Source organism: Klebsiella sp. 141153 (assembly GCF_032601995.1).
Taxonomy (GTDB): domain Bacteria; phylum Pseudomonadota; class Gammaproteobacteria; order Enterobacterales; family Enterobacteriaceae; genus Klebsiella; species Klebsiella aerogenes.
Genome location: NZ_JAQIRJ010000002.1, coordinates 193832 through 220636, shown reverse-complemented (window position 1 = coordinate 220636; position 26805 = coordinate 193832). Strand labels below are relative to the sequence as shown.

At 58.2% G+C, this 26805-nt stretch carries 25 protein-coding genes and 1 riboswitch; of the genes, 8 read left to right on the top strand and 17 right to left on the bottom strand.

Going from position 1 to position 26805, the window contains the following annotated elements:
• Positions 1-49: 49 nt before the first annotated feature.
• The 6 genes from PGS10_RS04100 to moaA form a co-directional block, all read right to left on the bottom strand.
• Positions 50-754 (bottom strand): Bax inhibitor-1/YccA family protein, encoded by a 705-nt coding sequence (locus PGS10_RS04100; protein ID WP_045395050.1) that lies wholly within the window; start codon positions 752-754, stop codon positions 50-52.
• A gap of 44 nt (positions 755-798) precedes the next feature.
• Positions 799-1251, bottom strand: coding sequence for a molybdopterin synthase catalytic subunit MoaE (gene moaE, locus PGS10_RS04095; protein WP_032707649.1), 453 nt, complete (start codon positions 1249-1251; stop codon positions 799-801).
• 1 nt (position 1252) lies between these two features.
• Positions 1253-1501: a molybdopterin synthase sulfur carrier subunit gene (gene moaD, locus PGS10_RS04090; RefSeq protein WP_015367604.1), complete on the bottom strand. Its 249-nt coding sequence runs from the start codon at positions 1499-1501 to the stop codon at positions 1253-1255.
• Entirely contained in the window at positions 1494-1982 is a 489-nt protein-coding gene (moaC, locus tag PGS10_RS04085) for a cyclic pyranopterin monophosphate synthase MoaC (protein ID WP_015367605.1), read from the bottom strand. The genes moaD and moaC overlap by 8 nt, the downstream gene beginning before the upstream one ends.
• A gap of 3 nt (positions 1983-1985) precedes the next feature.
• Positions 1986-2498: a molybdenum cofactor biosynthesis protein B gene (moaB, locus tag PGS10_RS04080; RefSeq protein ID WP_045395052.1), complete on the bottom strand. Its 513-nt coding sequence runs from the start codon at positions 2496-2498 to the stop codon at positions 1986-1988.
• Positions 2499-2521: 23 nt separating this feature from the next.
• On the bottom strand, positions 2522-3511 hold the full coding sequence (gene moaA / locus PGS10_RS04075) for a GTP 3',8-cyclase MoaA (protein WP_059304916.1): 990 nt from the start codon (positions 3509-3511) through the stop codon (positions 2522-2524).
• Positions 3499-3636, bottom strand: a riboswitch (molybdenum cofactor riboswitch). (Overlaps the previous gene by 13 nt.)
• A 208-nt stretch (positions 3637-3844) precedes the next feature.
• On the opposite strand from moaA, the gene yvcK reads away from it, so the two are divergent.
• From yvcK to pmrB, 4 genes are all read left to right on the top strand, one after another.
• Positions 3845-4750 carry a uridine diphosphate-N-acetylglucosamine-binding protein YvcK gene (gene yvcK / locus PGS10_RS04070; protein WP_045395054.1) on the top strand — a complete coding sequence of 302 codons (906 nt, stop codon included), beginning with the start codon at positions 3845-3847 and terminating at the stop codon, positions 4748-4750.
• Positions 4751-4860: 110 nt separating this feature from the next.
• A complete protein-coding gene (gene eptA, locus PGS10_RS04065; protein WP_316422470.1) occupies positions 4861-6504 on the top strand; it encodes a phosphoethanolamine transferase EptA in 1644 nt (547 codons plus the stop codon).
• A complete protein-coding gene (pmrA, locus tag PGS10_RS04060) occupies positions 6501-7172 on the top strand; it encodes a two-component system response regulator PmrA (RefSeq protein ID WP_032705592.1) in 672 nt (223 codons plus the stop codon). Before eptA ends, pmrA begins: the two co-directional genes overlap by 4 nt.
• A gap of 4 nt (positions 7173-7176) precedes the next feature.
• Positions 7177-8274, top strand: a complete 1098-nt coding sequence (gene pmrB, locus PGS10_RS04055; RefSeq protein WP_047064968.1) for a two-component system sensor histidine kinase PmrB — start codon at positions 7177-7179, stop codon at positions 8272-8274.
• A gap of 205 nt (positions 8275-8479) precedes the next feature.
• Here pmrB and uvrB read toward each other — a convergent pair whose 3' ends face one another.
• The 5 genes from uvrB to bioB all read right to left on the bottom strand — a co-directional run bounded on the left by uvrB (position 8480) and on the right by bioB (position 14712).
• On the bottom strand, positions 8480-10495 hold the full coding sequence (gene uvrB, locus PGS10_RS04050; RefSeq protein WP_045395058.1) for an excinuclease ABC subunit UvrB: 2016 nt from the start codon (positions 10493-10495) through the stop codon (positions 8480-8482).
• Between the two features lie 610 nt (positions 10496-11105).
• Positions 11106-11786: a dethiobiotin synthase gene (gene bioD, locus PGS10_RS04045; RefSeq protein WP_045395061.1), complete on the bottom strand. Its 681-nt coding sequence runs from the start codon at positions 11784-11786 to the stop codon at positions 11106-11108.
• The gene (gene bioC / locus PGS10_RS04040; protein ID WP_316422469.1) at positions 11779-12534 is read right to left on the bottom strand and encodes a malonyl-ACP O-methyltransferase BioC; all 756 of its coding nucleotides are present in this window, start codon (positions 12532-12534) and stop codon (positions 11779-11781) included. Before bioC ends, bioD begins: the two co-directional genes overlap by 8 nt.
• Positions 12518-13675: an 8-amino-7-oxononanoate synthase gene (gene bioF, locus PGS10_RS04035; RefSeq protein WP_316422468.1), complete on the bottom strand. Its 1158-nt coding sequence runs from the start codon at positions 13673-13675 to the stop codon at positions 12518-12520. Before bioF ends, bioC begins: the two co-directional genes overlap by 17 nt.
• Complete coding sequence (gene bioB, locus PGS10_RS04030; protein WP_032714117.1) at positions 13672-14712, bottom strand: biotin synthase BioB; 1041 nt, start codon at positions 14710-14712, stop codon at positions 13672-13674. Before bioB ends, bioF begins: the two co-directional genes overlap by 4 nt.
• Positions 14713-14797: 85 nt before the next feature.
• Here bioB and bioA point away from each other — a divergent pair, with 85 nt between their 5' ends.
• Entirely contained in the window at positions 14798-16087 is a 1290-nt protein-coding gene (gene bioA / locus PGS10_RS04025; protein ID WP_026612368.1) for an adenosylmethionine--8-amino-7-oxononanoate transaminase, read from the top strand.
• Between the two features lie 70 nt (positions 16088-16157).
• Positions 16158-16634: a kinase inhibitor gene (locus PGS10_RS04020; RefSeq protein WP_015704792.1), complete on the top strand. Its 477-nt coding sequence runs from the start codon at positions 16158-16160 to the stop codon at positions 16632-16634.
• A 100-nt stretch (positions 16635-16734) separates the two neighbouring features.
• Here the strand turns inward: PGS10_RS04020 and PGS10_RS04015 are convergent, their stop codons facing one another.
• The 6 genes from PGS10_RS04015 to hutI form a co-directional block, all read right to left on the bottom strand.
• Positions 16735-18117, bottom strand: a complete 1383-nt coding sequence (locus tag PGS10_RS04015) for an amino acid permease (protein WP_015367620.1) — start codon at positions 18115-18117, stop codon at positions 16735-16737.
• Between the two features lie 99 nt (positions 18118-18216).
• Complete coding sequence (hutH, locus tag PGS10_RS04010; protein WP_015367622.1) at positions 18217-19752, bottom strand: histidine ammonia-lyase; 1536 nt, start codon at positions 19750-19752, stop codon at positions 18217-18219.
• The gene (gene hutU / locus PGS10_RS04005; protein ID WP_015367623.1) at positions 19749-21437 is read right to left on the bottom strand and encodes a urocanate hydratase; all 1689 of its coding nucleotides are present in this window, start codon (positions 21435-21437) and stop codon (positions 19749-19751) included. Before hutU ends, hutH begins: the two co-directional genes overlap by 4 nt.
• A 142-nt stretch (positions 21438-21579) precedes the next feature.
• Complete coding sequence (locus PGS10_RS04000; RefSeq protein ID WP_045395067.1) at positions 21580-22305, bottom strand: histidine utilization repressor; 726 nt, start codon at positions 22303-22305, stop codon at positions 21580-21582.
• Between the two features lie 61 nt (positions 22306-22366).
• Positions 22367-23323: a formimidoylglutamase gene (hutG, locus tag PGS10_RS03995; RefSeq protein WP_047049171.1), complete on the bottom strand. Its 957-nt coding sequence runs from the start codon at positions 23321-23323 to the stop codon at positions 22367-22369.
• A complete protein-coding gene (gene hutI, locus PGS10_RS03990; RefSeq protein ID WP_316422467.1) occupies positions 23320-24579 on the bottom strand; it encodes an imidazolonepropionase in 1260 nt (419 codons plus the stop codon). Before hutI ends, hutG begins: the two co-directional genes overlap by 4 nt.
• Positions 24580-24792: 213 nt before the next feature.
• Here hutI and PGS10_RS03985 point away from each other — a divergent pair, with 213 nt between their 5' ends.
• Together PGS10_RS03985 and PGS10_RS03980 are read left to right on the top strand one after the other, a co-directional pair.
• Positions 24793-26076 (top strand): putative acyl-CoA thioester hydrolase, encoded by a 1284-nt coding sequence (locus PGS10_RS03985; RefSeq protein WP_045395070.1) that lies wholly within the window; start codon positions 24793-24795, stop codon positions 26074-26076.
• A gap of 175 nt (positions 26077-26251) precedes the next feature.
• Complete coding sequence (locus tag PGS10_RS03980; protein WP_047049178.1) at positions 26252-26791, top strand: tetratricopeptide repeat protein; 540 nt, start codon at positions 26252-26254, stop codon at positions 26789-26791.
• The last annotated feature ends 14 nt before the right edge of the window (positions 26792-26805 follow it).

The following is a 26805-nucleotide window of genomic DNA, read 5'->3' as shown; positions in this document are numbered from 1 at the left end:
TGGATTGGTAGCCCGGATAAGGCGCATCGCGCCGCTATCCGGGATAACATTAACGGCGGTTGCCGAAGATACGCAGCAGCATCAGGAACAGGTTGATGAAGTCCAGATACAGCGTTAAAGCGCCGAGAATCGAATATTTACGCAGCGTGGCGCTATCGCGGGTATCAATCTGCTCGCCGATGTTTTTCAGCTTCTGGGTATCGTAGGCGGTCAGGCCGACAAACACCACCACACCAATGTAAGTCACCGCCCACATCAGCGCTTCGCTCTTCAGCCACAGGTTAACCAACGACGCCAGCACGATACCAATCAGCCCCATAAACAGCATGCTGCCGAAGCCGCTCAGATCGCGCTTGGTGGTGTAACCATACAGGCTCATCGCGCCGAACATTCCGCCGGTCACCACAAAAGTACTGGCGATAGACGAATAGGTATAAACGATAAAGATGCTCGCTAAGGTTAGCCCGGTCAGCGCCGAATAAAGCATAAATAGCGTTGTCGCCATGCCCGCGCTTAAGCGCTGCACCATCCCCGAGAGCACAAACACCAGCGCCAGTTGGGCGATAATCAGCCCGAAGAAAGTGATTTTGCTTGAAAAGACGAACATCATGACCGCCGGGGTATTCGCCGCAAACCACGCGATAAACGCGGTTAACAACAACCCGACCGTCATCCAGCCGTAAACCTGCGCCATATAGGTCTGCAGGCCGCTGCGGCTCTGAACAATTGAATCGGAACGAGGGAATCTGTCCATGACTATCTCCTGATTAACAAGTTTCTCTCAGTAAGCGTATCACACTACCAGCGCTCTGCCGCCTGATGATCGCTGTCGCGGGCATCGACCCAGCGTTCGCCTTCCGGCGTCGCCTCGCGTTTCCAGAACGGCGCGCGGGTTTTCAGGTAATCCATAATGAACTCGCCGGCGGCGAAGGCGCTGCCGCGGTGGGCGCTGGTCACGCCAACAAAAACAATCTCTTCGCCCGGCCACATTTCGCCAATGCGATGGATAACCGTCACCCGGCCAAGCGGCCAACGCTCTCGCGCCTGTTCGACGATTTCCGCCAGCGATTTCTCGGTCATGCCCGGATAGTGCTCCAGCGTCAGCGCTTTCACGCTGTCGCCGAGATTATGATTACGCACTTTGCCGGTGAAGGTGACCACCGCGCCGTCTTCATCGCGCTCGGCCAGCCACGGATACTCATCGCCGACGCAAAAGCGCGCCGGGCTAACCACGATACGAGTTTGCGTCATCTTAGCCCCCGGTGACCGGCGGGAAAAACGCCACTTCGTCGCCGCTCGCGACCGGATGGTCAAACGAGGTCAGCGTCTGGTTGACTGCCGCCAGCAATTTTCCCTCTTCCAGCGCCAGCGCCCAGCGGTCTCCGCGCGCGGCAAGCTGCTGACGCACGGCTTCAACGGTCGGCAATTCGCTGGCGTCGAGAGTCAGGGTATCGGTGCCAACCAGTTCGCGCACCTGGGCAAAAAACAGGACGTTAATCATGGGCTTCCTCCACCTTAAAATCGCCGGACTTACCGCCGCTTTTCGCCAGCAGACGTACCGGGCCAATCACCATATCTTTCTGTACCGCTTTACACATATCGTAAATCGTCAGCGCGGCAACCGAGGCCGCGGTCAGCGCTTCCATTTCTACGCCGGTTTTACCGGTCAGGCGGCAGAGTGACTCAATGCGCACGCGGTTATGTTCCGGCTGCGCCTGCAGGTTCACTTCTACTTTGCTGAGCATCAGCGGATGACACAGCGGGATCAGCTCCCAGGTACGTTTCGCAGCCTGGATCCCGGCGATACGCGCGGTGGCGAACACATCACCTTTATGGTGGCTGCCGTCAATAATCATCGCAAGCGTTGCGGCCTGCATTTCAACGTAAGCCTCAGCGCGCGCCTCGCGTACCGTTTCCGCTTTGCCGGAGACGTCAACCATGTGGGCTTCGCCCGCGGCGTTAATGTGGGTCAGTTGTGACATAAACTATTTCTTTAAATGAGGAATGAAGTTACACGGGCGAGTGCGTGCATCCAGCTGCGGCGCGATAATATTGTCCCACGCGGTGGCGCAGGCCTTAGTCGAGCCCGGCATGGCGAAAATCAGCGTGCGGTTGGCAACACCGGCAACGGCGCGGGACTGCAGCGTCGAGGTGCCAATCTCTTCAAACGAAAGCATACGGAACACTTCGCCAAAACCTTCGACCTCGCGGTCAAACAGCGGCAGCAGCGCTTCCGGCGCCTGATCGCCGTCGGTAAAACCGGTACCACCGGTGATCAGCACCACCTGCACCTCATCGCTGGCAATCCACGCCGAGACCTGGGCGCGAATCGCGTAGCGGTTCTCTTTCACAATCGCCTTATCGACGAGGGTATGTCCCGCTTCGTGCAGCGCATCGCGCAGCCAGTGGCCGGAGGTATCGTCCTCTTCGCCGCGGCGGTTGGAAACGGTAAGAATAGCAATACGGGTCGGGATAAACTCAGCGCTAGCCTGGCTCATCTGAATGCTCCTTTCGAAAACGATTATCCGCCAATATACGATAGATTCTGCGTAATACCGGTGTTGCCCTGGTGCAGGAAATGGGTCTGCTTTTTATGGGTTAAGGCTTCGGCTATCCGCGCTTCCAGCTCGGCCTGCTGCTCGTCCTCGGCCATCAGGTCGCGCAGATCTACGCCGCCTTCGCCAAACAGACACAGGTGCAGTTTGCCAACGGATGAGACGCGAAGACGGTTACAGGTGGCGCAGAAGTCTTTTTCATAGGGCATGATCAAGCCGATTTCGCCGGCGTAATCCGGATGGCAAAAGACCTGTGCCGGGCCATCGCTTCGCTGACGGATCTGATGGATCCAGCCGCGACGCAGCAGTTCATCGCGCAGCACCATGCCGGAAATGTGGTGACGGCGGAACAGGTCGCTGCCCTCGCCGGTTTCCATTAACTCAATAAAACGCAGCTGAATACGACGTGGTTTGATCCACGCGAGGAAGGTGTCGAGCTGGTGATGGTTGACATCACGCATCAGCACGGTGTTGACCTTAACCTTTTCAAAACCGGCGGCAAAGGCGGCGTCAATACCGTCCATCACCTGCTGGAATTTATCCTGACCGGTAATGGCATGGAACTGGCGAGCGTCGAGGCTATCGACGCTGACGTTTATCGCCGTCAGCCCGGCATCGCGCCAGCGTTCGACATCGCGAGCCAGACGGTAACCATTGGTGGTCACCGCGATCTGACGAATCGCGCTGTTTTCACGCACGGCGGCAATAATCTCGGTAAAGTCGCGACGTAAAGAGGGTTCGCCGCCGGTAAGGCGGACTTTTTCCGTGCCAAGGGCGGAAAAAGCGCGCGTCACGCGGCGCACTTCGTCTACGCTAAGAAAGCCCTTGTTGGTCACGGCGCCGGGCTTGTAGCCGTCCGGCAGGCAGTAGGTGCAACGAAAGTTACACACGTCGGTAATCGACAGGCGCAAGTAATAAAACTTACGCGCAAATGCATCAGTAAGCTGTGAGGCCATATACACCTTTCCAAGTACGGGAGGCGTGGTCATTTCTTTCCACGCCCTGGCGACAGCGCGGCTGCCGCGGCCAGAGCACCATATCTTGCGACACAGGTACTAAGGCTAGAGTGTTAGTTGGTTATGCCGATAGTAGCGCTTTCACGATGGTTTCGCCATTTTCATTTTCGCTATATAATCATCTATATATCGCTAATATCTTGCATTTTCAGTACAGAATAGCCAAAAATCACACTTTAACATTGATATCGGTCAGTTTGACGGAAACCGGGCATTATCTTTTAGGGGTAGATCGGATACGCTAAACCCGAACATTGAACAGAAGGAATTCGTATGCGCAATCGCACTTTCGCCGATCTGGACCGCGTCGTCGCCCTTGGCGGAGGCCATGGTCTGGGGCGGGTGATGTCGTCGCTCTCGTCGCTCGGCTCGCGCCTGACCGGCATCGTGACCACCACCGATAACGGCGGATCAACGGGGCGAATTCGCCGCTCGGAAGGGGGGATCGCCTGGGGCGATATGCGCAACTGCATTAATCAATTAATCGCCGAACCCAGCGTCGCTTCAGCAATGTTTGAGTACCGTTTTGGCGGCAATGGCGAGCTTTCCGGACATAACCTCGGAAATTTGATGTTAAAGGCACTGGATCACCTGAGCGTACGGCCTTTAGAGGCCATCAATTTGATCAGAAATCTGCTTAAAGTAGATGCTTTCCTGATTCCGATGTCGGAACAACCAGTCGATCTGGTGGCGCTCGATCATGAAGGCCATGAAGTTTATGGTGAAGTGAATATCGATCAGTTGGATCACGTGCCTCAGGAACTGATGCTGAGCCCACCGGTGCCGGCGACTCGCGAAGCGGTTGAGGCCATCGCCGAGGCCGATCTGATCCTGATTGGGCCCGGAAGCTTCTACACCAGCCTGCTGCCCATTTTACTGCTCGACGAAATGGCCCAGGCGCTGCGGCGGACCCCGGCGCCCATGGTGTTTATCGATAACCTGGGTAAGGAACATAGCCCAGCCGCCAATCTGACGCTGGCGGACAGAATTACTATTCTGGAACATTACGTCGGCAAAAAAGTGATTGATGCCGCCATCGTCGGGCCGAAAGCCGATGTTAAGGGTATGGAAGAACGACTGGTGATTCAAACCGCGCTGGATGCCAGCGATGTCACCTATCGGCATGACCGCGTACTGCTTCGCCAGGCGCTGGAGCAGGCTATTCAGGCATTAGGTTAATCCTCAAGCGGCACTATTGTAAACAAGACGACGCCTCAGATTAAAATCTTAAGGTTGTCTTAAAATATCGCTGTCAACATAACGAGCATCTCCTACTACGGGTATTCGTTATGTCGTTTATTTCTTTACGTCGGCCGGTACTCGGCCGCACGGCTTATTTGATTCTCTTTGCCTGTTATATCGGTATCTTTCTTAACCTGGCCTTTTATCGCCAGGTTTTCCCGCTGCTGCCGGTAAACAATCTCCATAACTGGCTGGTTTTCCTCAGTATGCCGATCGTGGCGATTAGCGTGATGAACATCATCACCACCCTCGCCTCGTTCTTAAAACTCGACCGGGTGGTCATCAGCCTGTTTATTCTGCTGAGCGCCTCGGCGCAGTACTTTATCTGGACCTTCGGCGTGGTGATTGACCGTTCGATGATCGCCAATATCTTCGATACGACACCTGCGGAAAGCTTTGCTCTGCTGTCGACGAAAATGGTCATCATACTGGGCCTCTCCGGGCTATTGATGGTTCTGGTCGCCTGGTGGATTAAAGTTCGTAAACCGGCCTCTTTCTGGCGCGGCGCGGCGATGCGCCTGCTCAATATCGCCGTTTCAGCACTGCTGATTGTGCTGGTGGCGGCGCTGTTCTACAAAGATTACGCCTCGGTGTTCCGTAACAATAAAGAGCTGGTGAAATCGTTAAGTCCCTCCAACAGCATTGTGGCGCTGAACTCATGGTATGCGCATAACCGGATGGACAACCTGCCGCTGGTGAAGATCGGCGAAGATGCCAAACAGAAAGCGGTGATGCATAACGGCGCGCGTAAAAATCTGACCATCGTGGTGCTTGGAGAAACCTCACGCGCCGAGAATTTCTCGCTGGGCGGCTACGATCGCGAGACTAACCCGCGCCTGAAGCAGGACGATGTGGTGTACTTCCCGAAAACCACCTCCTGCGGCACCGCAACCGCGATTTCCGTCCCCTGCATGTTCTCCAATATGCCGCGCGCGCATTACGATGAAGAACTGGCGCACCATCAGGAAGGCGTTCTGGATATTCTGCAACGCGCCGGTGTGCAGGTGCTGTGGAACGACAACGATGGCGGCTGTAAAGGCGCCTGTGATCGCGTACCGCACCAAAACGTCACCAACCTGAACCTTAGCGGCCAGTGCATTGATGGCGAGTGCTACGATGACGTGCTGTTCCATAATCTTGATAGCTATATCGATAATTTACAGCAGGATGGCATTATCGTTCTGCACACCATTGGTAGCCATGGCCCGACCTATTACAACCGCTACCCGGCTGAATTCAAAAAATTCACCCCGACATGCGATACCAATGAAATCCAAAGTTGTACACAACAACAGTTGACCAATACCTATGACAACACCATTTTGTATGTCGACTATGTGGTTGATAAAGCGATAAAATTGCTGCAATCAAAACAAGATAGATTTACCACCAGTCTGGTGTATTTATCTGACCACGGCGAATCGCTGGGTGAAGATGGCGTGTATCTGCATGGCCTGCCTTACTCAATTGCGCCGGACACGCAAAAACACGTGCCGATGCTGCTGTGGCTGTCGCCGGATTATCAGCAACGCTATGGCGTATCCAGCCAGTGTTTGCAACAACAGGCGAAGGCGAACGATTATTCACAAGATAATCTGTTTTCTACCCTGCTTGGCCTGCTCGGGGTAGACACCCGCGAGTATCAGGCAAAAGACGACCTTTTAACGCCATGTAGAGAGACCGGCAGATGAAAATCTTAGTCATTGAAGACGATGCGCTCCTGTTACAAGGGTTAATCCTGGCCATGCAAAGCGAAGGCTATGTCTGCGATGGCGTCGCCACCGCGCACGAAGCCGCGCTGTCGCTAGCCAGCAACCATTACAGTCTGGTGGTGCTCGACCTGGGCCTGCCGGATGAAGACGGTCTGCATTTCCTGGCGCGTATGCGCCGGGAGAAATTCACCCAGCCGGTGCTCATCCTCACCGCCCGCGATACCGTAGGCGACCGCATCAGCGGGCTGGATACCGGCGCAGACGATTACCTGGTGAAACCTTTCGCGCTTGAAGAGCTCAACGCCCGCATTCGCGCGCTGCTGCGTCGTCATAATAATCAGGGCGATAATGAGCTGACCGTCGGCAACCTGCGCCTTAATGTTACCCGTCGTCAGGTGTGGCTGGCCGGCGAATCGCTGGAGCTGACGCCAAAAGAGTATGCCCTGCTCTCGCGCCTGATGATGAAGGCCGGAAGCCCGGTGCATCGCGAAATTCTCTACAATGATATCTACAGCTGGGATAACGAACCGGCCACCAATACCCTCGAAGTGCATATCCATAATCTGCGCGACAAGATTGGTAAAGCGCGGATCCGCACCGTCCGCGGCTTTGGCTACATGCTGGTGAATAATACGGAGTCAGAATAACGCTATGGCACTGTTTGCGACCGAAACCTGGACCATGCGCCACCGCCTGCTGCTGACCATCGGCGCGATTCTGGTGGTCTGCCAGCTGATCAGCGTATTTTGGCTATGGCATGAAAGCAAAGAGCAAATCCAGCTGCTGGTTGCCAGCGCCATTGAGGGTCATAACAATCAAAGGCACGTCGAGCATGAGGTACGCGAAGCTGTCGCCAGCCTGCTGGTACCCAGCCTGCTGATCATCGGGCTGGCGCTGTATATCAGCCTGGTGGCGGTGAAGAAAATCACCCGTCCGCTATCAAATCTGCAGAGCGAGCTGGAAAGCCGGACGCCGGATAATCTGCAACCCATTATTCTGCAGGAGTCGGTGCCGGAAGTGACCGCAGTGACCATGGCGATTAACCAACTGGTGTCGCGGCTGACCATGACGCTCGATCGCGAGCGTTTGTTTACCGCCGACGTCGCCCACGAACTGCGTACCCCACTTGCCGGGCTGCGCCTGCATCTGGAACTGCTGGCGAAGGTTCACGGCGTCAGCGTTGATCCCTTAATTCAACGTCTCGATCAGATGACCAACAGCATTTCTCAGCTGCTACAACTGGCGCGCGTTGGGCAGTCGTTTTCCGCCGGGAGTTACCAGCAGGTTCATTTGCGCGAAGATGTGGTGGAGCCTCTGCAAGATGAGCTGAAAACAATGCTCGAAGCGCGCCAGCAGACGCTGGAGATAGAAAGCGGCGCAGGCGAGGATCTCATTTCCGGAGATGCGACGCTGGCGCGGGTGATTTTACGCAATCTGGTGGAGAATGCGCACCGTTATAGCCCCGCGGGGTCGAAGATTAAGATTTCGGTAAAACCGGGAAATACGCCGATTCTGGCAGTAGAAGATGAAGGGCCGGGCATTGATGAGGCCAAGAGCGGAGAGCTGAGTAAAGCGTTTGTCCGCATGGACAGCCGCTATGGCGGAATAGGCCTCGGTTTAAGCATTGTCACCCGCATCGCTCAACTTCACGATGCGCAATTCTTTTTACATAACCGCCAGCCCGGGCCGGGCGTCCGCGCCTGGGTGCTGTTCCCACGCAGTTCGCGTCAGAAGGTTAATACCCATTGATGGAAGAAGGCGACCACAATCACAAAGGCGGTCGCAATGGCCAGATATTCACGGTTGGTCAGTTTTTGCATGGCGCTATCCTCATTAAACTGAGGATAGTTTGGCTGAAGAAAATTAAGCCAACATTAAGACCCTAAGATAATAGCGTGACGGCAATTGCAAATTACGCATTGCCGTCATTTTTTAACCGTTCCCCGTATCGCCCTCACGATGCCGCAATAAACAGTTCGCGTAGCTGATGCAATTGATCGCGAATCTGTGCCGCTTCCTCAAACTCAAGGTTCTGCGCGTGCTGCATCATTTGCCCTTCCAGCTCGTGGATCTTCTGCTGCAGCGCTTTCGGCGTCAGTTCGACGCTATCGGCTTCCACCGGAGAACGGGCTTTACCGCGGCCTTTGGCTTTGGTCTTCGCGATGTTCTGACCCAGCGCCAGAATATCGACCACTTTCTTATTCAGCCCCTGCGGCACAATACCGTGCTCTTCGTTATAACGCTGCTGCTTCTCGCGGCGGCGTTCGGTTTCACCGATCGCCTTCGCCATCGATGGCGTGATTTTATCGCCGTAAAGGATCGCCTTGCCGTTCACGTTACGCGCCGCGCGGCCGATGGTCTGGATAAGCGATCGCTCGGAACGCAGGAAGCCCTCTTTATCGGCATCAAGTATCGCCACCAGCGATACTTCCGGCATATCCAGCCCTTCGCGCAGCAGGTTGATACCCACCAGCACGTCGAACTCGCCAAGACGCAGATCGCGAATAATTTCCATGCGCTCGACGGTATCGATATCGGAGTGCAGATAGCGCACCCGCTCGCCGTGCTCTTCCAGGTATTCGGTTAAATCTTCCGCCATGCGTTTGGTCAGCGTCGTCACCAGTACGCGCTCATTAATCGCCGCACGGGTACGGATTTCTGATAACAGGTCGTCGACCTGCGTCGCCACCGGACGCACCTCGATGACCGGATCCAGCAGCCCGGTTGGGCGGACGACCTGATCTACCACCTCATCGCCGGATTTTTCCAGCTCATAGGCGCCCGGCGTCGCCGAAACGTAGATAGTCTGCGGCGCCAGCGCTTCAAACTCTTCGAACTTCATCGGCCGGTTATCCAACGCCGACGGCAGGCGGAAGCCATATTCCACCAGCGTCTCTTTACGCGCCCGGTCGCCGCGGTACATACCGCCGATTTGCGGGATAGTCACGTGCGATTCATCGATAACCAGCAGGCCATCCGCCGGCAGGTAGTCGAACAGCGTCGGCGGCGGCTCGCCCGGCCCGCGGCCGGAGAGAAAGCGCGAGTAGTTCTCAATTCCCGAGCAGTAGCCCAGCTCGTTCATCATCTCGAGGTCGAACTGAGTGCGCTGGCTCAGCCGCTGCTCTTCAAGCAGTTTGTTGTTCGCCAGCAGTACCTTGCGGCGGTCAGCGAGCTCGTCTTTGATCTCTTCCATCGCCTGAACGATACGCTCGCGCGGCGTAACGTAGTGGGTTTTCGGATAGATGGTATAGCGTGGAATGGACGATTCAACGTGGCCGGTCAGCGGATCAAACAGCGATAGCCGTTCGACCTCTTCGTCAAACAGTTCAATACGCAGCGCGATATCATCGGATTCCGCCGGGAAGACATCGATAACTTCGCCGCGCACGCGGAAAGTGCCGCGCTGGAAGGCCTGATCGTTGCGGGTGTATTGCAGTTCCGCCAGCCGGCGCAGGATCGCCCGCTGGTCGATCAGCATGCCGGTGGTCAGGTGCAGCATCATCTTCAGATACAGATCCGGATCGCCAAGACCGTAGATGGCGGAAACCGAAGCCACCACCACCACGTCGCGCCGTTCGAGCAGCGCTTTGGTGGCCGACAGACGCATCTGCTCAATGTGTTCGTTCACCGAGGCGTCTTTTTCGATAAAGGTATCCGAGCTCGGAACGTAGGCTTCAGGCTGATAATAATCGTAATAGGAGACAAAATACTCCACCGCATTCTCGGGAAAGAACTCTTTCATCTCGCCATACAGCTGCGCCGCCAGGGTTTTGTTCGGCGCCAGCACCATCGTCGGGCGCTGTAAATCAGCGATAACGTTGGCGATGGTGAAGGTTTTCCCCGAACCGGTTACCCCAAGCAGGGTCTGATGCGCAAGGCCATCTTCCAGCCCCTCTTCCAGGCGGCGGATGGCTTCGGGCTGATCGCCGGAAGGACGGAATGCGGAGTGCAGCTTGAACGGTTTGCTCATATTTCAGGACCTGAAGATGGGATTGGCCAGCAGGTGTTTAATTCTACCCTTCAGTTTGACTTTTGCCAATAAATAATACTGGATATAAAAACAGTATCGCATTATTGTATGGCGGTAAACGGACGCGTTGTACTCTGACGGCGGGCGTAAAATGCGCGCTTTGCGGAATAATCCACCAGCCTGTGTGGTTATCCCCAGAAACATTTATCATTTAACATTTGTCAAGCAAGGTAATGAATCTTTTATGGCAGCCGGTGACACTTTTCTGACAGCCATTGCTTTTATTTAACTTGCTGAAATAAAACATAATTTACCAAAAGACGGGTTTCGCGCCAATTTGCTCGCAGGCCGCGTACTCTCTAGCTTACCGCAAGTTTTCTAACTCTAATACACAAGGTTATCCACAGGAATAGTGGATAACTGTCTGCAGGCCGCGAGGTCTGCCACCCGGCAGAAAAGTCTCATCGGACCAAAGCCCGCGGCTAAAAAAAATTATCGAATTTTTTTTGATATTTATCAGCTAAAGACGGCTGGATTTTTTGCGTTTTCTGGACCACATTTCATCGTCCTGTCAACAAAAAATAGAGCCGTCTCGCAGGCTTATGCGGGATTATTGCAGTGGGCTCAGATCCAGGTACTGCGCGAGATCCTTACGCTGCGATGCGTCGGCAAGCCAGGGAATTTCCCCCAGCAGCGGCGCTGGCAATACCCGCGTTAAGGTTTGCAGATATTCGCGATGGCGTTTACCCGGCGGCTGGATATCGTTGGCGATCCAGCCCACGAGCGGCAGCCCTGCCTTGCGTACCGCCTGGGCGGTGAGCATCGCGTGATTGATACAGCCAAGCTTAACGCCGACCACTAAAATCACCGGCAGTTGTTCCTGCTGCGCCCAGTCGGCGAAGGTCAGGGTTTCCGAGAGTGGCGTAAACCAGCCGCCCGCCCCTTCCACCAGCACCCAATCGGCCAGGCGTTCCAGCTCGCGTAAGCCGCAGGAAAGCGTGGTCGCGGCGATTGGTCGTCCTTCATCGGCGCTAATAATATGCGGCGAGGTCGGCTCGGCAAAGGTATAAGGGTTAACCTGTTCATAGCGCAGCGCTACCCGGCTATTGCGCTGGAGTGCCAGCGCATCTTCATTGCGTAACCCGTGTGCGGTCAGGTCGCTACCGGAAGCCACCGGCTTATAGCCCGCGGTGTTAAATCCCAGCTGATTCGCCGCCTGCAGCAGCGCGCTGCTGGCGACCGTTTTACCGACTTCTGTATCGGTTCCGGTAACGAAGAAACGTTTAGTCACGTTCAATGACTCCTGTAAAAAGATGATACGTCAGCGGGCACTGGCCCTGCTGTTGCGGCCAGGCCAGCTGCAGTTCGCGCAGCTTGCCGCGGCTAAGCGGCGCAGACGACCGCCCCTGGTGTAAATGGGTGGCGCCAATGCCCTTTAGCGAGCGCATGGCGCTTAACGCGTCGGCGAACGGTAAGCTAATCTGATGCACGACGCCTTCGGCGCGCAGGCCGCTCAGCGCCGCCCTTACCGCCTGTTCGCTGAGAAAACGGTTAGCATGGGGATGGTCGTCGACCGCCCGCCACGCTTGATTGAGTTCCGGTAGCGATCCGGCGAGCAACGTGGTGAACGCTACTCGCCCGCCGGGCCGCACCACCCGGTACAGCTCGCCGATTGCCGCGCCTAGCTCGTCACACCACTGCACCGCCAGGTTACTCCATGCCAGATCGAAGCAGGCATCCGGCAGCGGCAGCGCTTCGATATCCCCCTGCAGATAATGCTGCGCGGCGCCGTTGCGTTGCGCCTGCGCCAGCATCCCGGCGGAGAGATCCAGCGCGGTAACTTCGCTTCCCGCTTCGCGCCAGTAACGGCTCATGCTGCCGGGGCCGCAGCCGGCATCGAGCACCCGGGAAAAATCGCTCCTCGCCAACTGGCGCAGCAGCAGTTCAGCACTGCGGCGCTGCAGCTCATCATGTTGCGTATAGCCGCTGGCCGCCCGACCAAACGCCGCGGCGACCGCCAGCTTATTCACCGTGGTCATGCAGCACCTCCAGTAAACGAGCAATGTCCTCAGCCTGATGAGCGGCAGTCAGAGTCAGGCGCAGGCGAGCGCCGCCGACGGGAACCGTCGGCGGGCGAATAGCGGTAGCCCAACAGCCGGCCCCGCGTAGGCTGGAGGCCAGGGCCAGCGCTCGCGCGTTGTCGCCGACAATCAGCGGCTGAATCGCGCTCCGGGAATCGGTCAGCCCCAGCGCAACATCGCCCATTCCTGCGCGAAACTGACGGATGCGGGCGCTCAAGATTTCCCGCCGCTGCTGGCCCTCATCGCTGCGAATGACCCGCAGGGCCGCGCTCAGCGCCACCGCCTGCGCCGGCGGCATCGCGGTGCTGTAGATAAGATGACGGGCAAACTGCAGCAGATAGTCGGCCATCGATTCATTGCACAGTACCGCCGCGCCGCTTACCCCAAACGCCTTGCCGAAGGTGACTACCAGCAGCTCCGGACGAACCGCCTGCGTATGACAGCTTCCGCGCCCTTCATCGCCAATCGCCCCGATTCCGTGAGCATCATCAACCAGTAATAATGCTCCGGCGCTGCGGGCTGCCGCCTGAATGTCAGCCAGCGGCGCGCTGTCGCCGTCCATGCTGAAAATCCCTTCGGTAACGACTAACTGCTGGCCGTCCAGCGGTTTCGCCAGCAGTTGAGCGAGCTGTTGCGGGTCATTGTGGGTAAAGCGGCGCAGCTGCGCCGGGCTGAGGCTTGCCGCCTCCAGCAGGGAGGCATGGCTCAGGCGATCGGCCACAATCCGATCGTCTTTTTCCGCCAGCGCGGCAATCAACGCCTGATTCGCGGCAAAGCCGGAGATAAACAGCAACGCGCGCGGATAGCCCAGCCAGTCGGCAAGTTCCTCTTCCAGCACGCGATGCGCCTCGCTATAGCCGCTAACGTGGCCCGACCCGCCGGAACCGACGCCATAACGTTCCGCTCCCTGCTGCCAGGCGGCGATAATCTCGCCATGCTGGCTCAGGCCGAGGTAGTCATTACTGGAGAAGTTGAGCCAGCGCTCCCCTTCACGCTCCAGCCAGCGTCCGGCGCCGTGGCTTACCGGTAGGCGGCGACGTAAAGCCTCCGCCGCCCGCCGTTCATCCAGCGCTCGATCGATTCGTTGCTGCCAACTCATAGCGCCGCCGCGTTGTAGTATTCCTCTGTGTCCGGGGTGAGTAAGGCCTGCTCCAGGCGCTGCTGCTGCTCATTATCGCCTTCCAGCACCGCCGTCTGCTGCGGATTGATCCCCAGCTTGCGGAACAGCTGCAGGTCTTTATCTTCTTCCGGGTTAGGCGTCGTCAGTAGCTTGCAGCCATAGAAAATCGAGTTCGCCCCGGCCATAAAGCACATCGCCTGAGTCTGCTCGTTCATCTGCTCGCGCCCGGCGGAGAGACGCACGTAGGAGGTAGGCATCATGATGCGCGCAATAGCGATCGTGCGGATGAAATCGAAGGCGTCGACATCGTCGTTATCCGCCAGCGGCGTACCTTTGACCTTCACCAGCATATTGATGGGCACGCTTTCCGGCGGCGTTGGCAAATTGGCCAGCTGCAGCAGCAGCCCGGCGCGATCGTTCACGGTTTCCCCCAACCCGACAATGCCGCCGGAGCACACTTTAATCCCGGCATCGCGTACCTTATCCAGCGTATCCAGACGTTCCTGATAGGTACGGGTGGTGATGATGTTGCCGTAAAATTCCGGCGAGGTGTCGAGGTTATGGTTGTAGTAATCCAGCCCCGCGCCGGCCAGACGCTGCGCCTGACTATCGGTAAGGGTACCGAGCGTCATACAGGACTCCAGCCCCAGCGCCTTGACGCCTTTCACCATCTGTTCCAGGTACGGCATATCGCGGTCGTTGGGGTTCTTCCACGCCGCGCCCATGCAGAAACGGGTCGAGCCGGCGTTTTTCGCCTGACGCGCCGATTCCAGCACCTGCTCGACTTCCATCAGGCGCTCGGATTCAAGGCCGGTTTTGTAGCGTGCGCTTTGCGGGCAATATTTACAGTCTTCCGGACAAGCGCCGGTTTTAATCGATAGCAACGTACTGACCTGCACCTGACGCGGGTCAAAATGCTGACGGTGGATTTGCTGCGCTTCAAATAGCAGATCGATGAGCGGTTTATTAAATAACTCAGTAACTTGCGACATTGTCCAGCGTGCGTGGTGAGCCATTAGCCTCTCCAAAGGGTTTTGTTAATTTACGGTTCGGTTTATACTCGTAAACCTAAATGTTTTCAAAATGGTTTACAAGTCGCTTATGACACTGGACGATCTCGCTTTCGATCGGCGCCACATCTGGCACCCCTACACCTCTATGACTTCCCCCCTGCCGGTCTACCCGGTGGTTTCCGCCCACGGTTGCGAGCTGTCCCTCGCCGGCGGCGAACAGCTGATTGACGGCATGTCCTCCTGGTGGGCGGCGATCCACGGCTACAATCACCCGCGCCTGAATGCGGCGATGAAAGCGCAGATCGACCAGATGTCGCACGTGATGTTCGGCGGGATCACCCATCCGTCGGCGGTGGCGCTCTGTCGCCAGCTGGTGGCGATGACGCCGGAATCGCTGGAGTGCGTTTTCCTCGCCGATTCCGGTTCGGTGGCGGTAGAAGTGGCGATGAAAATGGCGCTGCAGTACTGGCAGGCTAAAGGCCAACCGCGCCGTCGTTTCCTGACCTTCCGCAACGGCTATCACGGTGACACCTTCGGCGCGATGTCGGTCTGCGATCCGCAGAACTCGATGCACAGCCTGTGGCAGGGCTACCTGCCGGATAACCTGTTTGCCCCCGCGCCGCAAAGCCGCTTCGACGGCGAGTGGGATGAGATGGATATGGTGCCGTTTGCCCGCCTGATGGCCGCGCATCGCCACGAAATCGCCGCGGTGATCCTCGAACCGGTAGTCCAGGGCGCCGGCGGGATGCGCATGTACCATCCGGAGTGGCTAAAGCGAGTGCGTAAAATGTGCGACCGGGAAGGGATTTTGCTGATCGCCGATGAGATTGCCACCGGCTTTGGCCGTACCGGCAAACTGTTCGCCTGCGAGCATGCCGGTATCTCCGCCGATATTCTGTGTCTGGGTAAAGCGCTGACCGGCGGTACCATGACCCTTTCCGCCGCCATCACCACCCGAACGGTAGCTGAAACCATCAGCAATGGCGAAGCCGGCTGCTTTATGCACGGCCCCACCTTTATGGGCAATCCGCTGGCCTGCGCGGTGGCGAGCGAAAGCCTGCGCCTGCTGGAGAGCGGCGAATGGCAACAGCAGGTGGCGGCGATTGAAGCCCAGCTGAAGGCCGAGCTGGCTCCGGCGCGTGAGTCAGAATGGGTCGCCGACGTGCGCGTACTGGGCGCGATTGGCGTGGTTGAAACCCGTCATCCGGTCAACATGGCCGCTCTGCAGCGCTTTTTCGTTGAGCAAGGGGTATGGATCCGCCCGTTTGGCCGCCTGATTTACCTGATGCCGCCGTATATCATCAGCCCGCAACAGCTGACTCGCCTGACGCGAGCAGTCAATATGGCGGTACAAGAAGAAACATTTTTTAGCGAATAAACAGCGGAATTGCGCCGTCGGGAAGGCTACACTTCTTTGTTAATCAGCGCATTATCAATGAGGATGAAGCATGAAACTGACCAGTCACGATCTGCAAGACGGCGGCAAGCTGCCTAATCGTCACGTATTCAACGGTATGGGGTACGATGGCGATAATCTTTCGCCGCATCTGATGTGGGACGACGTTCCCGCAGGAACCAAAAGTTTTGTCGTCACCTGCTACGACCCGGATGCGCCGACCGGTTCCGGCTGGTGGCACTGGGTGGTAGCCAACCTGCCTGCCGATACCCGGGTTTTACCGCAGGGGGCCGGTTCCGGTCAGGCGGAGCTACCGGAAGAGGCCATTCAGACCCGCACCGATTTTGGTAAGGCCGGCTACGGCGGCGCCGCGCCGCCGAAGGGGGAAACCCACCGCTACATATTTACCGTACACGCGCTGGATATCGATAAGATTGATGTCGACGCCGAGGCGAGCGGCGCGATGGTCGGCTTTAATGTCCATTTCCATTCGCTCGCCAGCGCTTCCATCACCGCCCTGTTCAGTTAATTATCCCCCCGGATAGCGGCTTGCGCCTTATCCGGGCTACTCGCTATGGTCAGTGCCATTTGTAGCCCCGGTAAGCGCAGCGCCTCCGGGGAAATTGACCTTACTGTTCAGTGGCCACCTGCAACGCGGTTTTACGCACGCGCGCGTACCACACCACCGTCAGCAGCCCCAGCCACACCAGCCCGGCTAACAGCGCCACGCGCGTCTCTTCCACCATTCCCAACACGGCGATTACCAGCCCCATAAACAGTAGCGTCAACAGCGGGCCAACCGGCCAGAAGGGGATCGGGAATTCGATCTTACTGCGCTCTTCAGCCGACAAACCGCGGCGCATCGAGAAATGAGAGAGCAGGATCATCAGCCACACCCAGACGGTGGCGAACGCCGCCAGCGAGGCAATCAGGACAAATACCTGTTCCGGCATCAGATAGTTAAGCACCACCGCCACCAGCAGCGCCACGCCCATCACCACGACCGTCATCCAGGGTACGCCGTTGCTGGCGATCCGCTGGAAGCACTTCGGCGCCAGCCCCTCTTTCGACATACCGTACATCATGCGTCCGGCGCCAAAAATATCGCTGTTAATCGCCGAGATACTGGCGCTAATCACGATGATATTCAGCACGGTCGCCGCCGCCGGGATCCCGAGACCATCGAAGATAAGCACAAACGGACTGCCCTGCTCGCCAAAACTATTCCACGGGAAGATCGCCATCAGCACCGCCAGGGTGCAGACGTAAAACAGAATAATACGCAGCGGAATGGTGTTGATGGCCTGCGGGATGACCTTCTTCGGGTTCTGCGCTTCCGCCGCGGTGACGCCGATAATTTCCACGCCGCCGAAAGCGAACATCACGATGCCAAGGGAAGCGATGATCCCCTGCCAGCCATTTGGCGCAAAGCCGCCGTGGCTCCACAGATTTTCCAGCCCGGTGGCCGGGAAACTATGGCCAAAGCCAAAGAAGATGATCCCCGCGCCCGCCGCCATCATGGCGATAATCGCTACCACTTTAATCAGCGACAGCCAGAACTCCATCTCGCCGAACACCCGCACGTTGCACAGGTTCATCGCGCCGATAAAGAAGATGATGCTGAGGATCCAGATCCAGCGCGGCACATCGGGATACCACAACCCCATATAGATACCGAATGCGGTGACGTCGGCCAGCGCCACGATCACCATTTCAAAGGTATAGGTCCAGCCGGTAATAAATCCGGCCAGCGGCCCAAGATACTGGCGGGCGTAGCTGCCGAAAGAGCCGGAAACCGGATTGCGCACCGCCATTTCACCCAGCGCGCGCATCACCATAAAGACCGCCGCGCCGCCTATCAGATAGGCCAGCAGTACCGCCGGCCCCGCCGCCTTAATGGCGGAGGCCGAACCGTAGAACAGCCCGGTGCCGATAGCGGAACCGAGCGCAATAAAACGAATGTGTCGGGCATTCAGCCCGCGCAGCAGATGCGGTTTGTGTTGTTGTTGCATATACAGGTGTCCTGGTTTTTTTATATGACGACAAATATGCGATGTAGGACGGCCGGGGGGATGACATCCCCCCGACGCGGGTACAGAGAACAACGGTGATTAATTCAGGCCAGGCAATACGGCAGGCAGCAGACGCGTCAGGTGACGTGCGGCCAAAAGCTCGGTGGCATTTTCAATATCAGGAGCGAAGAAACGGTCTTGCGTATAGTGCGGCACGCGTTCGCGCAGCAGATGACGCGCCTCTTCCAGCAGCGGACTGGTGGTCAGCCCTTCGCGCATATCCAGCCCCTGCGCCGCCGCCAGCCACTCGACGGCCAGCACCCCACGGGTGTTTTCCGCCATCGCCCACAGGCGACGACCGGCAGCCGGCGCCATGGAAACATGATCTTCCTGGTTCGCGGAAGTTGGCAGGCTGTCAACGCTATGCGGGTGCGACAGCGCTTTGTTTTCACTGGCTAAAGCCGCCGCCGTGACCTGAGCAATCATAAAGCCGGAGTTGACGCCGCCATTTTTGACGAGGAACGGCGGCAGCTGCGACATATGGCTGTCCATCATCAGCGCGATACGGCGCTCGGAGAGCGAGCCGATTTCCGCGATCGCCAGCGCGATATTATCCGCCGCCATCGCTACCGGTTCGGCATGGAAGTTACCGCCGGAGATGACGTCATTTTCGGCGGCAAAGACCAGCGGGTTATCGGAGACCGCGTTCGCTTCGGCTAACAATACTTCCGCCGCCTGACGAATCTGCGTCAGGCAGGCGCCCATCACCTGCGGCTGACAGCGCAGAGAGTACGGATCCTGCACCTTGGCGCAGTTATGGTGCGACTGCGAAATCGCGCTGTCATCGGTCAACAGATGGCGATACAGCGCCGCCGCATCAATCTGGCCACGCTGGCCGCGCACCTCGTGAATACGTGCGTCGAACGGACGACGCGAACCCAGCGCCGCTTCGGTGGTTAACGCTCCGCAAACGACCGCGGAGGCGAACAGATCTTCGGCTTCGAACAGGCCGCGCAGCGCAAAAGCCGTCGACGCCTGGGTGCCGTTCAGCAGCGCCAGACCTTCTTTCGCCGCCAGGGTAATCGGCTCCAGCCCCGCCTGACGTAACGCTTCCGTCGCCGGCAGCCATTCGCCGCCGCGTACCCGCGCTTTGCCTTCGCCAAGCAGCGTCAGCGACATATGCGCCAGCGGCGCGAGGTCGCCGGAGGCGCCGACGGAACCTTTCGCCGGGATCCACGGTGTCACGCCGGCATTGACCAGGCCAATCAGCGCCTGGATCACGCTCAGGCGGATCCCGGAGAAGCCGCGGGACAGGCTGTTAATCTTCAGCACCATAATCAGGCGCGCCAGGTCATCGTCCAGCGGCTCGCCAACGCCCGCCGCATGGGATAACACCAGCGAACGCTGCAGATTCTCCAGATCTTCCGTCGAGATACGGGTCTGCGCCAGCAGGCCAAAACCGGTGTTAATACCGTAGGCGGTCCGCCCTTCGGCAAGGATGGCGTTAACGCAGGCCACGCTCTCATCGATTGCCGCAAACGCGCTGCTATCGAGGGTGATGTTCAGCGGGTGGCTGTAAACGTCGCGGAGCTGCGACAGGCTCAGTTGCCCCGGAATTAGCGTTAAAGATTTCATTTAGCGTTCCCCTGCGTTGCCGCAACCATCGGAAGATTCAGACCCTGTTCCGCCGCACATTCAATGGCGATATCGTAACCCGCATCGGCATGACGCATCACACCGGTCGCCGGGTCGTTATGCAGGACGCGAGCGATACGCGCCGCCGCTTCATCGGTACCATCACAGACGATAACCATCCCGGAGTGCTGCGAGAAGCCCATGCCTACGCCGCCGCCGTGGTGCAACGACACCCAGGTCGCGCCGCTGGCGGTGTTAAGCAGTGCGTTGAGCAGCGGCCAGTCGGATACCGCATCCGAGCCGTCTCGCATGGCTTCGGTTTCGCGGTTCGGGCTGGCGACGGAGCCGGAATCAAGGTGATCGCGGCCAATCACGATCGGCGCGGAGACTTCGCCGCTACGCACCATTTCGTTAAAGGCCAGCCCCAGCTTCTGCCGCCACTCCAGACCTACCCAGCAGATACGCGCAGGCAGTCCCTGGAAGCTGATGCGCTCGCGCGCCATATCCAGCCAGTGGTGCAGATGCTTATCATCTTTAATGATCTCTTTCACTTTCGCGTCGGTTTTGTAGATATCCTGCGGATCGCCGGACAGCGCCACCCAACGGAACGGGCCGATACCACGGCAGAACAGCGGGCGGATATACGCCGGCACGAAGCCCGGGAAATCGAAGGCGTTGCTGACGCCCATTTCCTGCGCCATCTGGCGGATGTTGTTGCCGTAGTCGAAGGTCGGTACGCCCATTTCATTAAAGGCCAGCATCGCCTGAACGTGGTCGGCCATCGAGCGTTTGGCCGCCAGAATAGTGCCCTGCGGATCGGATTCGGCTTTCTGCTGATACTCTTCCCAGCTCCAGCCTTTCGGCAGATAGCCGTGCAGCGGGTCGTGGGCGCTGGTCTGGTCGGTGACCATATCCGGGCGCACGCCGCGTTTCACCAGTTCCGGAACGATATCCGCGGCGTTGCCGCACAGCGCGATGGAGATAGCGCGGCCTTCGGCGGTATATTTTTTGATGCGCGCCAGGGCGTCATCCAGAGAAGTGGCCTGTTCATCCACGTAGCGGGTACGCAGACGGAAATCGATGCGGCTCTGCTGACATTCAATGTTCAGCGAGCAGGCGCCTGCCAGCGTCGCGGCCAGCGGCTGCGCGCCGCCCATACCGCCCAGACCGGCGGTTAACACCCAGCGGCCTTTCAGGCTGCCCTGATAGTGCTGGCGACCGGCTTCGACGAAGGTTTCGTAGGTGCCCTGTACGATGCCCTGGCTACCGATGTAGATCCAGCTGCCGGCGGTCATCTGGCCGTACATCGCCAGCCCTTTGGCATCCAGTTCGTTGAAGTGTTCCCAGGTGGCCCAGTGCGGAACCAGGTTGGAGTTAGCGATCAGCACGCGCGGCGAGTTTTCATGCGTTTTAAATACGCCGACCGGTTTACCGGACTGCACCAGCAGGGTCTCATCGCTTTCCAGGTTTTTCAGCGCCTTCACGATAGCGTCATAGCATTCCCAGTTGCGCGCAGCGCGACCAATACCGCCATAGACCACCAGCTCATGCGGGTTTTCGGCGACATCGGGATCGAGGTTGTTCATTAACATACGCAGCGGCGCTTCGGTCAACCAGCTCTTGGCGGTCAGCGTCGTGCCTCTCGGGGCACGTACGTCCAGCTGGCGATATTTGCTTTGCGACATCGGGGTTTCTCCTGACAATTAACGTTGTGTACGTAGATACATATACTTGTCTATACAACTCTACGCAAGCCAGGATTTAACAGAAATGATACAATTTTGTTATATTGCGTCAGCAATCACGTTTTGCTGACGCCAGGGTAAATTACGAGCTGAAATGGCCCTGCAGGCGGTAGCGCGCGCCGGGGAACAGCAGGCGAGCGTGTGAGACAATATGCGTCGTCGACCAGGTGCGGCGGCGAATAAGCAGACAGGGATCGTGCGGCATGATGCGCAGCAGCGCGCACTCTTCTGACGTCGCCTGCACCGCCTCGACGATATGTTCGCCTTCGGTTAACGGCGCGATGAGCGACAGATAATCATGCGGCGTGGTGGCGGTGTAATCCTGTAGTAGATAGTCCGGCACCACCGCGGCATTGACGCAGCGATCTTCAATTTGTACCGGGACCTCGTTTTCGAAATGCACCATCAGCGAATGGAAGATACGCGTGCCTTCGGCGACGTTGAGCGCCTCCGCCTGGATAACGTCCGCTTCGGTCTCCTCTAAAAGCAGCACCTCGCAGCGGTGCTGGTGACGGCGGGAGGCAATCTCATCGGCTATGCTGCGCACTTCAAACAGCGCCGACTGCCCTTTCGGCTCGGCGACGAAGGTACCGACTCCCTGTAGCCTCACCAGCAAGCCTTCATCCGTCAGTTCGCGCAGCGCGCGGTTGATGGTCATGCGGCTGAAGCCGAACTGGGCGACCAGTTCAGCCTCCGAGGGAATTCGGTCGTGCGGACGCCACTCGCCGCGGTGGATCTTTTCGCTGATCGCCTGCTTCACCTTTTCATAGAAAGGCGCGGGCGCGGAACGAGGTTGTTGTGCAAACATGGCCTGGCTTTCCTTATGCGTAATAAGCGGAGCGGCGAAACGAAAATAATAGCGCGGATCGCTAGCGCCACCAATGGGCGATTTGCCATGCCAGACGGGCCGCCGCGCGGGCGCCCTGTCCGTCGATGTCAAATTGCGGATTAAACTCGACCAAATCCACCGCCTGTAGCTTACCGCTGCGGCACAACGGCTCTACGATCCGCAGCAGGGTCGCCAGCGGCACGCCCAGCGCCGCTGGCGCGGAAACCGCCGGCATTTCGCGCGCCGGCAGCACGTCGAGATCGATAGTCAGATACAGACGGTCGAATTGCGCGATATTGCGCTCAAGCTCCGGCAACACGCGAGTTTCGAAGGCCTCCAGCACCTCCAGATCCTCAACGATAGCCACCTGGCGGCGCGCCGCTTCATCCCACAGCGCCTGGGTGTTCGCCGCCCGGCTCACGCCGATGCAGGTATAGTGAAAACCTCGCTGCTGCGCCTCACACTCCAGCGCCAGCTGGCGGAACGGCGTCCCGGAGCTGGCGCATTCGGCAAAGCGTAAATCCAGATGCGCGTCGAGATTAATAATGCCCACGTTTTCGCCCGGGAAGGCATCCAGTACCCCAGCGCCGTGGCCGAAGGCCGTCTCGTGGCCGCCGCCCAGCACCAGCGTGCGTTTGCCGGCGCGTTGACAGGCGGCCACCGCCTCCCGCAGCGCCTGATGCGCGGCTTCTAACTGTTCACCGTCGACGCTAATCGTGCCCATATCCACGCAGCGGTCATGGCCCTGATGGCTGGCCATATTGGCCAACGCCCGGCGTAGCGTTTCCGGACCATGTCCGGCGCCGGTACGACCTTTATTACGCCGTACGCCTTCGTCGCAGGCGAAGCCGAGCAGCGCGATATCGCCGGGCATCTCCTGCGGCGCGAAGCGTTCCGCGCGGGCGATGGTCTGGAACAGGCGCAGCGCATTGGGCGCTTCCGCGCTATCATCACGCCCCTGCCAAAGGTTGGCGGGCGTAGCTTGCCACAGCATCATTGCAGTTCTCCTCGTACCACGCGCCCCCAGAGCGGCGCGCGCCCCGGCTCATACACCATCTCGACCGGGTGCTCGGCATCCCAGATAGCGAAGTTTGCGACAAAGCCCGCCGCCAGCTGACCATGACTCTCCTGTCGCCCCAGCGCCCGCGCGGCATGGCGAGTCACCCCGGCCCAGGTCTCCTCCGGCGTTAAACCAAACTTGACGCAGGCCATGTTCATCGCCAGATGCAGGCTAGCGAAGGGGCTGGTGCCCGGGTTGAAATCAGTCGCCACCGCCATCGGCACCTGGTACTTGCGCAGCAGTTCCACCGGCGGTTTGCGGGTTTCGTTAAGGAAGTAAAACGCGCCGGGGAGCAGCGCTGCCACGGTGCCGCTTTCGCGCATCGCCGCCACGCCCTCTTCCGTCAGATACTCGATATGGTCGGCGGAAAGCCCGTGATAGCGGCTCACCAGCTGAGCGCCGCCCAACGACGAGAGCTGCTCAACGTGGCCTTTTACCGGAATGCCCAGCGCCTGCGCGGCCTGAAAGACGCGCTCGGTTTGCTGTGGGCTGAAGCCGACGTTTTCACAGAAGACGTCAACGCTTTCAAACAGTCCCTCTTGCCACAGCGTCGGCAGTATGGTCTCGCAGACCAGCGAGATATAGCCATCGGCGTCGCCATGATATTCCGGCGGCGTGGCGTGGGCGGAGAGCAGCGTCGCCGACAGTTCTACGCCATTGTCGTCGGCCAGTTGTCGGGCGACCCGCAGCATTTTGCGTTCGTTTTGCAGATCGAGACCGTAGCCTGATTTAATCTCCAGCGTTGTCACCCCTTCACGCAGCAGGCGAGCAAGACGCGGCTGCGCCAGCGCCAGTAGTTCTGCTTCGCTGCTTTCGCGCGTGGCGCGCACGGTGGAGTTAATGCCGCCGCCGTTGGCGCTGATGGTTTGATACGACACGCCGTTCAGCCGCTGCTCCCACTCCTGCGCCCGGCTACCGCCAAAAATCAGGTGAGTGTGGCAGTCAATGAGGCCCGGCGTCAGTAGCCGGCCTTGGAGGTCGATACGACGCCCCGCCGGGGCATCAGCATCGTCGACGATCGCCTCAATGCGGCCGTTACGCACCAGCAGCGCATGGCGCTCCAGCAGGCCGTACGGTTGGGAATAATCAGGGTTCAGGGTGGCGAGACGCGCGTTTCGCCAGATAACGAGTTCAGAGGTGGCTTCAGTCATAGCGTTCAACTTGTCATGGGTTGTATAGACATTTATTTTCATAACGCCGGTAATGTCAATAAAAGCGCGGGTAAATGTTATTTTTTTGTGACTACAGACGTTCCACTGTCACCAGGTATTGCGTAAAGAAGTGAAGTTTTTGAACTGGCATCTTCCCGTTTCGTTCAAGTTAGTATAAAACAGCAGGTTTTAAAGGACTTATACCCTGTCGCGCACAAAGGGTATGTAACTTTGCATATTATCGCCCGGAGCAACATGAACACATATTCCGTTTCCCGTCTGGCGCTGGCGCTGGCCTTCGGCGTGACGCTGTCCGCCTGTAGCTCGACGCCTGCCGATCAAAAGCCCTCAACGCAGACTGCACCGGGCAATACCGCACGGCCAATTCTTAGCGCCGATGAAGCGAAAAACTTCACTCAGGCAGCTTATTTCCAGTCGCTGACGCCGAATGCCGCCGCCTGGACGCCATCCGCGATCAGCCTGCCGGCACAGCCTGATTTCATCGTCGGCCCGGCGGGCGCCCAGGGCGTGACCCACACGACTATTCAGGCCGCGGTCGATGCGGCGATTGCCCGTCACTCCGCGCGTCGCCTGTTCATCGCCGTTATGCCGGGCGAATATGCGGGTACCGTCTATGTGCCTGCCGCGCCAGGCGCGCTGACCATTTATGGTACCGGTGAAAACCCTGCCGACGTCAAAATCAGCGAAGCGATTGATTCCGAAATGGACCGCAATAGCTGGCGTCACCTGGTCAATCCGGGCGGCAAATACATGCCGGGCAAGCCCGCGTGGTATATGTTCGACAGCTGCCAGAGCAAATCCGCCGCCACCGTGGGCGTGATGTGTTCCGCGGTCTTCTGGTCGCAGAATAATGGCCTGCAGCTGCAGAACCTGACTATCGCCAACAATCTCGGCGATAGCGTCGATGCCGGTACCCACCAGGCGGTGGCGTTGCGCAGCGATGGCGACCAGGTGCAGATCAACAAGGTCAACATTCTTGGCCGCCAGAACACCTTCTTTGTGACCAATAGCGGCGTGCAGAACCGTCTGCAGGACAACCGTCAGACCCGCACGCTGGTGACCAATAGCTATATTGAAGGCGATGTGGATATCGTTTCCGGTCGCGGCGCGGTGGTATTCGATAATACCGATTTCCGCGTCGTGAACTCGCGTACGCAGAAAGAAGCCTACGTTTTCGCACCAGCAACGCTGAAAAGCATGACCTACGGCTTCCTGGCGACCAATAGCCGCTTCACCGCGTCCGGCGATAACGTCGCGCAGCTTGGCCGCGCGCTGGACGTCGACGGCAACAGCAATGGCCAGGTGGTGATTCGCGATAGCGTCATCAATGAAGGCTTTAATATTGCTCAACCATGGGCGGCGGCGGTCGGTTCTAACCGCGCTTTCAGCGGTAACGTTGGCGCGCAGGATGATAAAGGCAACCCGCAGCGTAACCTTAACGACAACGGCTTCAACCGCATGTGGGAATATAACAACCGCGGCGTGGGCAGCTTTGTGGTTGCCGCTCCGAAACAGTAATATTATCGGCCCGCGCTCTCCCCAGGCGCGGGTTTTTCTTGTTAACGCATACTCTCACCACAACCCCAATTAATAATTTTCGCCAACGGCGAATAAATCCTCCCGCTCGCGCGTTTACTCCTCAGAACCGACAACGCGATGCTTTATCGCGTCTCTCGCCCTCCTGGAGGTCACCATGAACGCACAAATTTCTCCCATCAGGCGCTTAGTCGTTCCGGCGCTGCTATTTTTGTTATATACCCCGGCGGCGTTGGCCATGGGCGATAACAGCCCGAGCAAACAAACCCCGGATTGCCCGAGCGGTCAGGCCTACGACAGCGTGAGCCAAAAATGCGTTCCGCAAAAAACCAGCAGCCTTAGCGATGAAGATAAAACCAATTATGCCTGGCATCTGGCGAAAAAAGGGGAATATCAGGCCGCGCTTAACCTGCTGGATACGCTGCACAACGCCAATACGCCTGAGGCGTGGAACTATCGCGGCTACGCCACGCGTAAGCTCGGCAGAACCGATGAAGGAATTGGCTATTATCAGCGGGCGCTGGCGCTGAAACCGGACTACGCGAAAGCCCGCGAATACCTTGGCGAAGCATGGATGGTTAAAGGACGCCCCGATCTGGCTAAGCAGCAGCTGGCGGCGATTGCCGGCATTTGCGGCCAAAGCTGCGAAGAGTACCGCGATCTTCAGTCGGCAATAAACGGACATCCTGAATCCTGATAGTCGTGATTCGC

Excerpts from the sequence above, each read along its gene's own strand:
- PGS10_RS04100 (WP_045395050.1), bottom strand. The coding sequence starts at position 754 with ATGGACAGATTCCCTCGTTCCGATTCAATTGTTCAGAGCCGCAGCGGC.
- moaE (WP_032707649.1), bottom strand. The coding sequence starts at position 1,251 with ATGACGCAAACTCGTATCGTGGTTAGCCCGGCGCGCTTTTGCGTCGGC.
- moaD (WP_015367604.1), bottom strand. The coding sequence starts at position 1,501 with ATGATTAACGTCCTGTTTTTTGCCCAGGTGCGCGAACTGGTTGGCACC.
- moaC (WP_015367605.1), bottom strand. The coding sequence starts at position 1,982 with ATGTCACAACTGACCCACATTAACGCCGCGGGCGAAGCCCACATGGTT.
- moaB (WP_045395052.1), bottom strand. The coding sequence starts at position 2,498 with ATGAGCCAGGCTAGCGCTGAGTTTATCCCGACCCGTATTGCTATTCTT.
- moaA (WP_059304916.1), bottom strand. The coding sequence starts at position 3,511 with ATGGCCTCACAGCTTACTGATGCATTTGCGCGTAAGTTTTATTACTTG.
- yvcK (WP_045395054.1), top strand. The coding sequence starts at position 3,845 with ATGCGCAATCGCACTTTCGCCGATCTGGACCGCGTCGTCGCCCTTGGC.
- eptA (WP_316422470.1), top strand. The coding sequence starts at position 4,861 with ATGTCGTTTATTTCTTTACGTCGGCCGGTACTCGGCCGCACGGCTTAT.
- pmrA (WP_032705592.1), top strand. The coding sequence starts at position 6,501 with ATGAAAATCTTAGTCATTGAAGACGATGCGCTCCTGTTACAAGGGTTA.
- pmrB (WP_047064968.1), top strand. The coding sequence starts at position 7,177 with ATGGCACTGTTTGCGACCGAAACCTGGACCATGCGCCACCGCCTGCTG.
- uvrB (WP_045395058.1), bottom strand. The coding sequence starts at position 10,495 with ATGAGCAAACCGTTCAAGCTGCACTCCGCATTCCGTCCTTCCGGCGAT.
- bioC (WP_316422469.1), bottom strand. The coding sequence starts at position 12,534 with ATGACCACGGTGAATAAGCTGGCGGTCGCCGCGGCGTTTGGTCGGGCG.
- bioF (WP_316422468.1), bottom strand. The coding sequence starts at position 13,675 with ATGAGTTGGCAGCAACGAATCGATCGAGCGCTGGATGAACGGCGGGCG.
- bioB (WP_032714117.1), bottom strand. The coding sequence starts at position 14,712 with ATGGCTCACCACGCACGCTGGACAATGTCGCAAGTTACTGAGTTATTT.
- bioA (WP_026612368.1), top strand. The coding sequence starts at position 14,798 with ATGACACTGGACGATCTCGCTTTCGATCGGCGCCACATCTGGCACCCC.
- PGS10_RS04020 (WP_015704792.1), top strand. The coding sequence starts at position 16,158 with ATGAAACTGACCAGTCACGATCTGCAAGACGGCGGCAAGCTGCCTAAT.
- PGS10_RS04015 (WP_015367620.1), bottom strand. The coding sequence starts at position 18,117 with ATGCAACAACAACACAAACCGCATCTGCTGCGCGGGCTGAATGCCCGA.
- hutH (WP_015367622.1), bottom strand. The coding sequence starts at position 19,752 with ATGAAATCTTTAACGCTAATTCCGGGGCAACTGAGCCTGTCGCAGCTC.
- hutU (WP_015367623.1), bottom strand. The coding sequence starts at position 21,437 with ATGTCGCAAAGCAAATATCGCCAGCTGGACGTACGTGCCCCGAGAGGC.
- PGS10_RS04000 (WP_045395067.1), bottom strand. The coding sequence starts at position 22,305 with ATGTTTGCACAACAACCTCGTTCCGCGCCCGCGCCTTTCTATGAAAAG.
- hutG (WP_047049171.1), bottom strand. The coding sequence starts at position 23,323 with ATGATGCTGTGGCAAGCTACGCCCGCCAACCTTTGGCAGGGGCGTGAT.
- hutI (WP_316422467.1), bottom strand. The coding sequence starts at position 24,579 with ATGAAAATAAATGTCTATACAACCCATGACAAGTTGAACGCTATGACT.
- PGS10_RS03985 (WP_045395070.1), top strand. The coding sequence starts at position 24,793 with ATGAACACATATTCCGTTTCCCGTCTGGCGCTGGCGCTGGCCTTCGGC.
- PGS10_RS03980 (WP_047049178.1), top strand. The coding sequence starts at position 26,252 with ATGAACGCACAAATTTCTCCCATCAGGCGCTTAGTCGTTCCGGCGCTG.